Source organism: Pseudomonas brassicacearum (genome assembly GCF_009601685.2).
GTDB lineage: Bacteria > Pseudomonadota > Gammaproteobacteria > Pseudomonadales > Pseudomonadaceae > Aquipseudomonas > Aquipseudomonas kilonensis_B.
In genome coordinates, this window is the sequence record NZ_CP045701.2 from 4,515,094 (window position 1) to 4,528,146 (window position 13,053).

Sequence of the window (13,053 nt, forward strand, 5' to 3'; positions counted from 1 at the left end):
TTGCTCCCGCTGGGTCCTGTAGCTGTCGAGCGAAGCGAGGCTGCGATCTTTTGATCTTTCGCTCTGGACTCAATTGGCAGTGGAAAGATCGCAGCCTCGCTTCGCTCGACAGCTCCAAGTGTTTCACGCCAGTAAATTCCCGCCCCGAGCGCTCGTTTACCAGAACAGCCTCCCGTCCCTGCCCTTCCTGGGACGGGCCCGATATCACCGGCCGGAACCCTGCATGAAACGTCCCCGCCCTACCCGACGCGCCTGGCTTCTCACCTTCGCCCTGCTTCCGGCCGTGGCCTTCGCCGCGTGGCAAGCGGTCGCGCCAAGCCGTGCGCCCCTGGTCACCGCGCCCGTCACCCGTGGCGATATCGAAAACAGCGTCACCGCCCTGGGCACCCTGCAACCGCGGCGTTATGTCGACGTCGGCGCCCAGGCGTCCGGGCAGATCCAGAAGATTCATGTGGAAGCCGGCGACGAGGTGAGCGAAGGCCAGTTGCTGGTGGAAATCGACCCGTCCACGCAAAAAGCCCGGCTCGACGCCGGGCGTTTTTCAATCGAGAACCTCAAGGCCCAGCTTCAGGAACAGCGCGCCCAGCACGACCTGGCGCAGCAGAAATTCCGCCGCCAGCAGCAACTCAAGGCCGGCGGCGCTACCCGTGAGGAAGACGTGCAAACTGCCCAGGCCGAAGTGCGAGCGACCAAGGCGCGCATCGACATGTTCCAGGCCCAGATCCGCCAAGCCCAGGCCAACCTGCGCAGCGACGAGGCCGAGCTAGGCTATACGCGCATCTATGCGCCGATGAGCGGCACCGTGGTCGCCGTCGGTGCCCGGGAAGGCCAGACCCTCAACGCCCAGCAGCAAACCCCGTTGATCCTGCGCATCGCGCGCCTGTCGCCGATGACCGTCTGGGCCGAAGTCTCGGAAGCCGACATCGGCCACGTCAAACCGGGCATGGTCGCGTACTTCACCACCCTGGCCGGCGGCGCCCGACGCTGGAGCAGCACCGTTCGCCAGATCCTCCCGGTGCCGCCACGTCCGCTGGAAGCCAGCCAGGGCGGCAGCCCCAGCGGTGGGCGCAGCGGCAGCGAGCGGGTGGTGCTCTACACCGTCTTGCTCGACGTCGACAACGCCGACCGCGCGCTGATGACCGACATGACCGCCCAGGTGTTTTTCGTCGCCGCCCAAGCCAAAAACGTGCTGACCGTGCCCATCGCCGCCTTGCAGGACGCCGGCCAGGTGCGGGTGCTGGCCGACAATGGCGATGTCCAGCCACGCACCGTTCGCACCGGCGTCAGCGATCGACTGCGTACCGAGATTGTCGACGGCCTGAGCGAAGGCGACCGGGTGCTGATCGGCCCGGCCAGCGGCAGCGGAGGCTGAATGAACACGCCCCTGATCGAACTGCGGGACATTCGCAAGGCCTACGGCGGTGGCGACAGCCCTCGGGTGGAGGTGCTGCGCGGCATCGACTTGTCCATTCACGCCGGGGAGTTCCTGGCGATTGTCGGCGCGTCCGGCTCTGGCAAATCCACCTTGATGAACATCCTCGGCTGCCTCGACCGCCCCACCAGCGGCGAGTACCGTTTCGCCGGCGAAGACGTCGCCGCCCTGGGCAGCGACGAACTCGCCTGGCTGCGGCGCGAAGCGTTCGGTTTCGTGTTCCAGGGCTATCACCTGATTCCCTCCGGCACCGCCCAGGAAAACGTCGAGATGCCGGCCATCTACGCCGGCACCTCGGCCGCCGAGCGCCACGCCCGGGCCTGCGCCCTGCTCGAACGCCTGGGCCTGGCCAGCCGCACCGGCAACCGCCCTCATCAACTGTCCGGCGGCCAGCAGCAACGGGTGTCGATTGCCCGGGCATTGATGAACGGCGGCCACATCATCCTCGCCGACGAACCCACCGGCGCCCTCGACAGCCAGAGCGGCATCGAAGTCATGGCCTTGCTCGACGAACTGGCGAGCCAGGGCCATGTGGTGATCCTGATCACCCACGACCGCGAAGTGGCGGCCCGGGCCAAGCGCATCATCGAGATCCGCGACGGGCTGATCATCAGCGACAGCGCCAACGCTTTGCCGAGCGAGGTGCCAGCCAACCCAAAGGCACTGCAAGCCGTGGACCTGCGCCAGCGCCTGAGTGCCGGCAGCGAACACAACGGCGCCTGGAAAGGTGAGCTGGTGGACGCGGTACAGGCGGCGTGGCGGGTGATGTGGATCAATCGCTTTCGCACCGCCCTGACGCTACTGGGCATCGTCATCGGCGTGGCCTCGGTGGTGGTCATGCTGGCCGTGGGCGAAGGCAGCAAGCGCCAGGTCATGGCCCAGATGGGCGCCTTCGGCTCGAACATCATCTACCTCAACGGCACCGCGCCCAACCCGCGCGCCGCCAAGGGCATCATCAGCGAGTACGACCTGGCCGCCCTCGCCGCCCTGCCCGAAGTGCAACGGATCATGCCGGTCAACGGTGCCAACGCCAACGTGCGCTTCGGCAACCTCGACCACACCAGCTACGTCGGCGGCAACGACACCAATTTCCCGACCATCTTCAATTGGCCGGTGGCTCAGGGCAGCTACTTCAGTGAGGCCGACGAACGCAGCGCCGCGGCGGTGGCGGTGATCGGCCACAAGGTCCGGCAAAAACTGCTCAAGGATGTCGCCGACCCCATCGGTCGCTACATCCTGATCGAGAACGTGCCGTTCCAAGTGGTCGGCGTACTGGCCGAGAAAGGCGCCAGCTCCGGGGATTCGGACGCCGACAATCGCGTCGCCATCCCTTATTCCGCCGCCAGTGTGCGGCTGTTCGGCACGCGGCATCCCGAGTATGTGGTGATCGCCGCCAAGGACGCGGGCAAGGTCAAGCAGGCCGAGCAGGCCGTCTCGCGGACGCTGTTGCGCCTGCACGACGGCAAGCAGGATTTCGAACTGACCAACAACGCCGCGATGATCCAGGCCGAGGCGCGCACCCAGGGCACACTGTCGCTGATGCTCGGCGCCATCGCCGCGATTTCACTGTTGGTGGGTGGCATCGGCGTGATGAACATCATGCTCATGACCGTGCGCGAACGCACCCGCGAGATCGGCATCCGAATGGCCACCGGCGCCCGCCAGCGCGACATCCTGCGCCAGTTTCTCACCGAAGCGGTGATGCTCTCGGTGGTCGGCGGGCTCGCTGGCATCGGCCTGGCCTTGCTGGTGGGCGGCGCGTTACTGCTGGGCAAGATCGCCGTGGCCTTCGAATGGCTGGCGGTGTTCGGCGCCTTCGGTTGCGCGCTGGTCACCGGCGTCGTCTTCGGTTTCATGCCGGCCCGCAAGGCCGCCCGCCTCGACCCGGTCGCGGCCCTCACCAGTGAATGAACCCCACGCTATGAAAGTCCACCTGACCCTCCTGGCCGCCAGTCTTTTACTGGTGGCCTGCGGCACCCCCTTGTCGGCACCGGACAGCGGCCTCCAACCACCACCGGCCTGGCAGAACCTCGATACGCCCGGCGCCCGAGCGGATAACCAGCAATGGTGGACGCACTTCGGCAGCCCGCAATTGAACCGCTTGATCGAGCAAGCGCGCCTGGACAGCCACGACCTGGCCGCCGCCATGGCCCGGGTGCGCCAGGCCCAGGCCAGCGCGGTGATCGCTGGCGCGCCATTGCTGCCAGCGGTCACAGCCGGGCTCAACGGCAACCGCCAGCAATTGCTGCGCGGCAAGGGCTACAGCCAACTGGACGTCAACCGGGACAACCGCACCATCGACTACTACGACGCCAACCTCAGTGCCACTTATGAGCTGGATTTCTGGGGTGGCAAACGGGCGGCCCGGGACAGTGCGCTGAAGACACTGTCGGCCAGCCAGTTCGACCGCGCGACCGTGGAATTGACCCTGCTCAGTGGCGTCGCCAACAGCTACACCCAGGCGTTGTCCTTGCGCGAGCAACAGCGCATCGCCGAACAGAACCTGGCCAACGCCCAACGCGTGCTCGACCTGGTGCAGACCCGCTACGACGCCGGCAGCGCCACGGCCCTGGAACTGTCCCAGCAAAAAAGCCTGGTGGCGGCCCAGCAACGCCGCTTGCCCCAAGTGCAGCAACAAGCCAGCGAGGCGTTGATCACCCTGGCGACGCTGTTGGGGCAACCGGTGCAGTCGCTCACACTCGACGATGAAAACTTCGATCGTCTGCACTGGCCGGCCATCGATGCCGGGGTGCCCAGCGAACTGCTGCGCCGTCGCCCGGACATCGCCGCCGCCGAAGCCCGCCTGGCCGCCGCCCAAGCCGACATCACCGTCGCCCGCGCCGCCATGCTGCCCAGCGTGACCCTGGGCCTGAGCCTCGCCACCGGCGCCGACATCGCCGACCAGTTGCTGCGCAACAACGTCTACAACCTCGGCGCCGGCCTGGCCGCGCCGATCTTCAACAACGGCCGCCTGAAGGCCGAACGAGACAGAACCACCGCCCGCCAAGAGGAACTGCTGGAGCTCTACCGCGCCGCCATCATCAACGGCTTCGCCGACGTCGAAAAAGCCCTGAACGGCATCAACGGCCTGGACCGCCAACGGCAGTGGCAAAGCGAAGAACTGCACCAGGCCCAGACCGCCTTCGACATCGCCCAACGCCGCTACCAGGCCGGCGCCGAAGACCTGCTCACCGTACTGGAAACCCAACGCACGCTGTATGCCGCCCAGGACATGAACGTGCAATTGCGATTGGCGCGAGTGCAGGCGAGCGTGGCGTTGTACAAGGCGTTGGGTGGGGGTTGGCGGGCGATGTAAGCCACGCCACGCCCACAAGACACGTAATACAGTGTGACTTGGGTTATCCCCTGTGGGAGCAAGGCTTGCCCGCGATGCAGGCGACACGGTTTCAGGAGAACCGAGGTGCCTGCATCGCGGGCAAGCCTTGCTCCCACAGATCCATCGTCTAGCCACAAACAGTGCTCGGCTTTGGCTCTGTTTATCCGGCCATGTAGGACTCCCGAGCGAGGCTACGTTGCCTTGCGTCATTGCCTACAACTACGCCAGAATCCGCCGGCTTGTGCGCTTGGCACCCCATCGATAACTTGTTTCCCGTCACTGCCCATCAGTGATCGGGTCTGCAAGCCCGACGAAATACCAGGCGCATAGCCACAAGCCAATCGACACATCCGTGTCGCTCAATGGCGGCTGTGTGCGGGAGACCTTCGGGTCTGCCGGGTTCCTGGTTTCCCGGTCTTGCAGACCCGCGCATAGCTGCCACCCATCATCTGCAAGTGATGTATGGCAGCGCCCTTTGGATAATCAGGAGCTGCACCATGTTCAAGATCACTCCCAATCCCCCCGAAGACGAGTCCAAAAAACTCAACGAAGCCGCCGACCGCGCCCTCGCCTTTTACCTCGACCCCAAACCCGGAAAACCCGACTCGTCCCCCGGACAGTTGTTCATCGTGGCGCAAGACGCGGACATGGAATGTCTATTGGCCAACCTCAGCGAAACCCTCGCCTCGGTCAATGTCATGGCCAACGAACTGTCCTTTGATCTGGAAGGCGCGCAACGAAGTTTTGCCCTGGGCATCCAGCAGATGGTCGAGCTGAGCGAGCTATTGGCGAACCGCGCCCTGGACATCGCCGCGCCGCGATAAGCGCTCTCCTCCCTTCACGCCCAGTGACAAATGAAGGGGAGGGAAACTTATCCCCTGTGGGAGCAAGGCTTGCCCGCGATGAAGTCGACACGGTTTCCGGAGACCGAGGTGCCTGCATCGCGGGCAAGCCTTGCTCCCACAGATCCATCGTCTAGCCACAAATAGTGTTCGGCTTTGGCTCTGTTTATCAGGCCATGTAGGACTCCCGAGCGAGGCTACGTCGCCTTGCGTCATTGCCTACAACTGCGCCAGAATCCGCCGGCTTGTGCGCTTGGCTTGTGGCTTTTACTGTTCTCAGGTCGCTGATTTCAGCGATCGGGTTTGGTAGCCCGCGAGTCAACTAGGCGCAAGCGCCACCTTCTACAGATGCTCTCTCGCGTCTGTGTCATGGTGGCCGTGCGCAGGGCGTCTTCGGGCGCGCCGGGTTCCTAGTGCTCCGGTCTACCAACCCGCGTACGGCCGCCACCCAATCGTTTGGTAGCGATGGTGTCGGCTCCTGAAAATCAATACTAGGAGTTACACCATGTTCAAGATCACCCCCAATCCCCCCGAAGACGAGTCCAAAAAACTCAACGAAGCCGCCGACCGCGCCCTCGCCTTTTACCTCGATCCCAAACCCGAAAAACCCGACTCGTCCCCCGGACAGTTGTTCACCGTGGCGCAAGACTCGGACATGGAATGTCTATTGGCCAACCTCAGCGAAACCCTCGCCTCGGTCAATGTCATGGCCAACGAACTGGCCTTTGATCTGGAAGGCGCGCAACGAAGTTTTGCCCTGGGCATCCAGCAGATGGTCGAGCTGAGTGAGCTGCTGGCGAACCGTGCCCTGGACATCGCCGCGCCGCGATAAGTACCCGCGTCATTGTGCAGGGCTACGTCCCGTAGGAGCTGACGAGTGCAACGAGGCTGCGATCTTTCCCCTGACGCTTGAGTCCCAAGCGTCAGATCAAAAGATCGCAGCCTTCGGCAGCTCCTACAGGGTACAGCCCAGCGGGAGCAAGCTCCCTCGCCACAAAAGCAGCCATCTATACAGCCCGAGTTTGATCGTTCCCACGCTCCGCGTGGGAATGCCTCTATGGACGCTCTGCGTTCGGCTCTTTGGGACGCGGAGCGTCCCTGGCTGCGTTTCCCACGCGGAGCGTGGGAACGATCAGTAAACCCGAAAAACCCGACTCGTCCCCCGGCCAGTTGTTCACCGTGGCGCAAGACTCGGACATGGAATGTCTATTGGCCAACCTCAGCGAACCGCGCCCTGGACATCGCCGCGCCACGATAAAGTCCCGCACCGCAACCCCCTCGCCACATACCAGTGTTCGACTTAAGTCCGGTGGATGTTCGCAGGGATAAGCTAGTTTGGCGGCGGCACCTTGAGCGCTGCCGTCGCCAGCTCGATCAGTGCCTGCTTGTCGTATTCGTCCACGTCGTTATCGCCATCGATGTCGCCATGGATCGAGACCTTGTCCAAAGGTCCATCGGGCTTCGTCCTGGAGACGCGAACGCTGTAGGAGGCCACGATCGAGTCGGAAAAATCCTTACTCGGGTCGTCGTCAACGAAGCCCGTCATGCGGGTGACAAAATCGATTTTGACCGCACGATAGGTTTCGCCCGTTTTTTCAGCCAGCGTGACCAAGATACCTTTGCTGGTTTCCATTTGAAGTCCTCCAATGATCATCGCACTGGAGCAACGTACTCTCTACAACAGACCGCGTCTGCTGTAAGAACTAACAGGTCGATCCGGAAAAGCTGGCTGAGCTCACACCGGCTTGGACTTTAGATTGCGCGCATACCACGGCCGTTGCGGCACGCGGCGGAACAGCTCGGAGAGCTTTTTGTCGTCGCTGCCGAAGGTGATGCGTAGGGCCAGTTTCATGGTTTCCGGGTCCATCTCCACCGAGCGTCCGGGCTGCAACCCCGGCGTGGTGCTGCAACCGTGGGTGACCGGGCCCAGCCAGGGGTCGGCGATTTCGACCCAGCGGCCCGGAGCGAACCAGGGCACGCCGTTGACCTGAAGCCGGCTCACTTCCCCCGGGTGGAAACGTTCATGGGCGCGGAACCAGTCTTCGAGGCGGTCATCGATCCAGCCGTGGAAGGCCCAGAACACCGGGTTCACGTGGGAGGAAAACGGATCGCCGAGAAAGTCGTTTTCCGGGGCGAACCAGCGCTGGGCGAAGTCCGCCGGGTCGCGGGCGAACGGCACCGGGTGGCCGTTGGACGGGTCGCGCGGCACCGAGGCCCAGCGCATATGCAGCCAGTCGTGCAGGCCCAGTTCCACTTCCGAACCCAACTGGCCCAGGGTCAGTTTCGACAGATAGCGCGGGTCGCGGTAGCGCGATTCCCAGACCTGGAAATTGCTGTGGTACGTCTCCGCGGTCTTGATGTCGCTGACCCACTGGGCGTACTGCTCGTCGCCACGGGCCAGCCAGGTCGGCGGCAAGGCCGTGCCATCGTGGTTATCGAGGTAGCGGGCGAACCCAAGGCGATCACGTTCAAGTTCCGGTTGCGGCAAAGGGAAGCGCGGCCACGACGGCAGCGGCTGGAACGAACGGGCCGTGCCGAGCATGTGCCGGTGCATGAAGAAAAAGTCCACGCCTGAGCCGTTGCGATCCTTGCGCTTGCCGCGAGCATCACGCTCCTGGTCCCGAGGTCCGGGCTGCCAGCCGATGCCGCGCAGGGCGTTGCGCTTGTCCTCGTCCAGGGTGTGCCATTTGTCCCGCGTGGCATGCCAGAGCTGGTGGAACAGCCGATGCTCGGGCGACACCAGCCAGGCCAGCAGCGGCGGGCTCAGCGGCGTGCGTTCCCGGGCTTCGGGGAAACGCTGCTTGAGGGCGATGAAATGATTGTCCTGTTCAGGCAGCGCCAAGGGACGGTCCAGGCGCCACACACGACCGCTGAGGGTGGCGCTGCCGGCATTGCCAAAGCTGGCCCAGACTTCGTCCAGGGTCATGATGAATTCATAGTCCGGCGCGCCCTGTCGAGCGCTCATCAAGCGCCAGCTCAACTGCTGCGGATCGCTGCCGGCCAGGTCCCCCAGCACCCGATAACGCGGCTCATCGGTGCCGCGCAAGCGTTCGGCCGTGTCGAGGTAGCCCACCAGGCCACGGCCCCTTTGGCCGATATCGAGGAACAACTGCAGATCGTCCTGGGGCAAGCCTTCGAGACCGGCGTCGCGGCCGGTGAAACGGATCGTCCAGATGCCCCGCAACGTATCGGCCCGGCGCTGGCCCGCTACATCGGCCACGTCGAACGAGGCCTCGCCGGGGGTAATGGTCGGGTCCGGCCGGGTCAGTTCGCGATGCCCGTAATACACCGCAGGCACGGCGGCACCGGTCAGCGCCAGGCCTGCCATGAACCATCGTCGAGAAATCGTCATTGCCTTACCTGTGTCCAGCCCTGGAGCGGGCTTTATCCAAGCTAGAACGATGGGTGGGCTGACAAATTTATAGGCTGCTGTGAGGGCCTCATCGCGAGCAAGCTTTGCTCCCACAGGTGAAACCCATTGCAATTGCACTGTGGGAGCAAAGCTTGCTCGCGATGGCGGCCTTGAGAACGCCTAAATTTCCCGCCCGATCGCTCGTTCTCCCCAGATAGCAAAGGCCTCGCGCCTGTCCTTCCAAGGCGAACCTGACTGAGATCGGCAATGACAACACCTCGTTCGAAAAAGGCTCTTTTCATCGGCCTGCCCCTGGCCCTGGCATTGGCTGTCGGTGCAGGCGTCGCGGCTTGGGACCATTGGTGGCGAGACAACCCCGGCTATCCGGTCAAGGTGATGAAAGAGGCCAGGGAGCTGCACGAACGCCTGCTGTCCTTCGACAGCCACATCACCGTGCCGCTGGATTTCGGCACCGCCGGCAACGAAGCCGACAAGGACGGCAAGGGCCAGTTCGACCTGGTGAAAGCCAACCGCGGCCACCTGTCCGGCGCGGCCCTGACGGTGTTTGGCTGGCCGGAGTTGTGGAACGGTCCCAACGCTCCGCACAAGCCCACCGCCGGCTTCGTCGAAGAAGCGCGCAACCAGCAGGAAGTGCGCTACAAGATCATCACCGGCATGGTCCGCGACTTTCCCAACCAGGTCGCCATCGCCTACACCCCGGACGATTTCCGGCGTCTGCACGGCGAAGGCAAGTTCGCGATCTTCATCAGCATGCTCAACGCCTATCCCCTCGGCCATGACCTGAGCCTGCTGGACCTGTGGACAGCGCGGGGCATGCGCATGTTCGGTTTCAGCTACATCGGCAACAACGACTGGGCCGACTCCTCCCGTCCGCTGCCGTTCTTCAACGATTCGCCCGACGCCCTCGGCGGCCTGTCGGACATCGGCAAGCAAGCGGTGACGCGCCTGAACGACCTGGGTGTGATCATCGACGTGTCGCAGATGTCGACCCAGGCCCTGGAGCAAGTCGCGCAACTGAGCCGCACGCCGCTGGTGGCCTCCCATTCGGCGCCACGGGCGATGGTCGACATCCCGCGCAACCTCAGCGACAAGGAAATGCAACTGATCAAGGCCAGCGGCGGCGTGGTGCAGATCGTTGGTTTCTCCCAGTACCTGCGCCCGCTGACGCAAAAGACCCAGGACAAACTCAACGACCTGCGCCAACGTTTCGACCTGCCGCCACTGCCCAACCTGGCGATGGCGCTGATGCCCGGCGACCCGATCATCGCCGCCTGGCCGGAACAGAAGTTCGGCCAATACGCCGGCCAGCTCTACGGCATCCTCGAAGACGAACCCAAGGCCAGCCTCAAGGACCTGGGGGACGCCATCGACTATGCCGTGCGCAAGATCGGCATCGACCACGTCGGCATCAGCTCTGACTTCAACGAAGGCGGCGGCGTGAAAGGCTGGGAGAACGTCGGCGATATCCGCAACGTCACCGCCGAACTGCTGACCCGCGGCTACTCCGAAGCCGACATCGCCAAACTGTGGGGCGGCAATTTCCTGCGGGTCTGGGACCAGGTCCAGAAAGCCGCCCGCCCCGCCATCGCCTCGACCCAGCAGGCGATCCAGCCATGAATGAACGTCGCACTTTCCTCAAGCAGGCCGGAATCCTCGCCGCCGGCCTGCCCCTCGCCGCCAGCCTGCCCGCCACGGCCAGCGCCGATCCTCTGCCGCCGCTGCCGAAGAATAAATGGGCACAACTGCGCTCGCTGTTCGACCAGGACCCGGACTACCTGCACTTCTCCAATTTCCTGGTCACCACTCACCCGCGTCCGGTGCGCGAGGCCATCGAAAAGCACCGCGCCGCCCTGGATAAAAACCCGGGGTTGTTGATGGACTGGGACCTGGGCGTCACCGAAGAACGCGAGGAAAACGTCCGCACCTGGGCCGGCCGCTACCTGCAAGCGAGCCCTGCGCAGATCGCCCTCACCGGCAGCACCACCGAAGGCCTGTCGATGATCTACGGCGGCGTCCATGTGGCGGCCGACCAGGAAATCCTCAGCACCGCCCACGAACACTACGCCACCCACACCATTCTCGACCTGCGCACCCAACGGACTGGCACACGGGTGCGCAAGATCAAGCTGTTCGAGAACGCCCACGACGCCAGCCACGAACAAATCCTCACGGCCATCGACCGCAACATCCGCCCCGAAACCCGGGTGCTGGGCATGACCTGGGTGCACTCGGGCAGCGGCGTGAAGCTGCCGATCAACAAGATCGGCGCCCTGGTGGACAAGCACAACCAGGGTCGCAGCGATGAGCAGCGGATCATTTATGTGGTGGACGGCGTGCACGGTTTCGGCGTCGAAGACTTCAGCTTCCCCGCCATGAATTGTGACTTTTTCATCGCCGGCACCCACAAGTGGATGTTCGGCCCGCGCGGCACGGGCCTGGTGTGCAGCCGCAGCGAAGAGCTCAAGTACGTCACGCCGATCATTCCAACGTTCTCTGAGGCCAAGGCGTTTTCCACCACCATGACGCCGGGCGGCTACCACGCCTTCGAGCATCGCTGGGCGGCGGACGAGGCGTTCAAGTTGCACCTGCAACTGGGCAAGGCCGAGGTGCAGGCGCGCATCCATGCCCTCAACAGCTATCTGAAAAAACAGTTGGTGGCACAGCCGCAGATCGAGCTGGTCACCCCGCTGAGCCCGGAGCTGTCCGCCGGCTTCACTTTCTTCCGGGTCAAGGGCCGCGACAGCGACGAGGTGGCCGCCTACCTGATGAAGAACCGCGTGATCGCCGATGCCGTGCATCGCGATGCGGGGCCGGTGGTCCGCACCGCCCCGGGGTTGCTCAACACCGAAGCCGAGATCGATCACTTCATGGGCTTGTTGGGCAAGACATTCTGAACCTGACCTTATCGAGAGAGATGGATGAACAGTTTTTCGTTGAAGGTATTTCCGGCACTGGCCCTCGCCGCTCTGCTGCCCTCCGGCGCCCAAGCCTCGCAACCAGGCCAGGTCTTTCGCGACTGCAAGGACTGCCCGGAAATGGTCGTGCTGCCCACCGGCACCTTCCAGATGGGCACCCCGGAAAACGAAGTGGGACGCGAGCCCGACGAAGGCCCGATGCACCCGGTGATGTTTGCCAAGCCGCTGGCGATCAGTCGCTTCCAGGTATTGAAAGGTGAATGGTTCGCCTACCTGCGCGACACCGGCTACTCGATGCCCGACGGCGACAAACGTCCCGGCCGCGCCTGCAAGGCCGGCATCCCGGACTACCAGGGCAGCGACCCGCGCAAGCAGTACACCGACCGACATCCGGCGGTGTGCATGGATTTTTCCGAGGCCAATGCCTACGTGGCGTGGTTGTCGAAAAAGACCGGCAAACACTACCGACTGGTCAGCGAGTCCCTGCGCGAATACGCAGCACGCGGCGGCAGCACCGGGCCGTTCCCCTTCCCGTTCGACGAGGGCAAGGACTACAGCATCGCCCAGCACGCCAACACCTACGGCGCGGCCGACGGCTACAACTTCACCGCCCCGGCCGGCAGCTTCGCGCCCAATGCCTTTGGCGTGTACGACATGCACGGCAACGTCTACGAGTGGACCGCCGATTGCTATAACGAAAATTATGTGGGCGCCCCGAGCGACGGCAGCGCCTGGCTCAGCGGTGATTGCAAGGCACGCCGCATCCGCGGCAACGACTGGGGCGAAGCGCCGGTGTTCTCCCGCTCGGGCAATCGCAATGCGGTGTACCCCGATGCACGGGGCGATTGGCTGGGATTTCGGGTGGCGCGGGATATGTAAACCGGCAAGCTCAGCCAAATACCTTGTGGCGAGGGGATTTATCCCCGCTGGGCTGCGAAGCAGCCCCCAAAAAGGCAACACCGATCAGCCAGAAATAACGCGGTGATTTCATTGGGGCTGCTTCGCAGCCCAGCGGGGATAAATCCCCTCGCCACAGGTGAGTCGCTCGTCTGGACCGATGCAGTAGGCATCACTAAATCCCTTCCCCCAACAATCGTTCTACAGGTGGGCGCGCCCCAACCGGCGTGCCGCCGTCCTCCAGCCCATGCGGTGAA

10 protein-coding genes are annotated in these 13,053 nt (G+C 64.0%); 8 read left to right on the forward strand and 2 right to left on the reverse strand.

Annotated features, from left to right (window positions below):
* Positions 1–223 precede the first annotated feature (223 nt).
* The 5 genes from GFU70_RS19240 to GFU70_RS19260 all read left to right on the forward strand — a co-directional run bounded on the left by GFU70_RS19240 (position 224) and on the right by GFU70_RS19260 (position 6,443).
* The gene (locus GFU70_RS19240; RefSeq protein WP_153388640.1) at positions 224–1,372 is read left to right on the forward strand and encodes an efflux RND transporter periplasmic adaptor subunit; all 1,149 of its coding nucleotides are present in this window, start codon (positions 224–226) and stop codon (positions 1,370–1,372) included.
* On the forward strand, positions 1,373–3,343 hold the full coding sequence (locus GFU70_RS19245) for a MacB family efflux pump subunit (RefSeq protein ID WP_153388641.1): 1,971 nt from the start codon (positions 1,373–1,375) through the stop codon (positions 3,341–3,343).
* Between the two features lie 10 nt (positions 3,344–3,353).
* Entirely contained in the window at positions 3,354–4,748 is a 1,395-nt protein-coding gene (locus tag GFU70_RS19250; RefSeq protein ID WP_153388642.1) for an efflux transporter outer membrane subunit, read from the forward strand.
* A 518-nt stretch (positions 4,749–5,266) separates the two neighbouring features.
* Complete coding sequence (locus GFU70_RS19255) at positions 5,267–5,593, forward strand: DUF6124 family protein (RefSeq protein WP_153388643.1); 327 nt, start codon at positions 5,267–5,269, stop codon at positions 5,591–5,593.
* A gap of 523 nt (positions 5,594–6,116) precedes the next feature.
* Complete coding sequence (locus GFU70_RS19260) at positions 6,117–6,443, forward strand: DUF6124 family protein (protein WP_153388644.1); 327 nt, start codon at positions 6,117–6,119, stop codon at positions 6,441–6,443.
* Between the two features lie 498 nt (positions 6,444–6,941).
* On the opposite strand, the gene GFU70_RS19265 is transcribed toward GFU70_RS19260, so the two are convergent.
* Entirely contained in the window at positions 6,942–7,244 is a 303-nt protein-coding gene (locus GFU70_RS19265; RefSeq protein ID WP_153388645.1) for a hypothetical protein, read from the reverse strand.
* Between the two features lie 102 nt (positions 7,245–7,346).
* Positions 7,347–8,963, reverse strand: coding sequence for a PvdJ/PvdD/PvdP-like protein (locus GFU70_RS19270; RefSeq protein ID WP_153388646.1), 1,617 nt, complete (start codon positions 8,961–8,963; stop codon positions 7,347–7,349).
* Between the two features lie 267 nt (positions 8,964–9,230).
* On the opposite strand from GFU70_RS19270, the gene pvdM reads away from it, so the two are divergent.
* The 3 genes from pvdM to GFU70_RS19285 are packed head-to-tail and all read left to right on the forward strand — an operon-like array spanning position 9,231 to position 12,778.
* Positions 9,231–10,601 (forward strand): pyoverdine-tailoring dipeptidase-like protein PvdM, encoded by a 1,371-nt coding sequence (gene pvdM / locus GFU70_RS19275; RefSeq protein ID WP_153388647.1) that lies wholly within the window; start codon positions 9,231–9,233, stop codon positions 10,599–10,601.
* Complete coding sequence (locus GFU70_RS19280; protein ID WP_153388648.1) at positions 10,598–11,878, forward strand: aminotransferase class V-fold PLP-dependent enzyme; 1,281 nt, start codon at positions 10,598–10,600, stop codon at positions 11,876–11,878. Before pvdM ends, GFU70_RS19280 begins: the two co-directional genes overlap by 4 nt.
* A gap of 24 nt (positions 11,879–11,902) precedes the next feature.
* Positions 11,903–12,778 (forward strand): formylglycine-generating enzyme family protein, encoded by an 876-nt coding sequence (locus GFU70_RS19285; protein ID WP_153388649.1) that lies wholly within the window; start codon positions 11,903–11,905, stop codon positions 12,776–12,778.
* Positions 12,779–13,053: the final 275 nt, after the last annotated feature.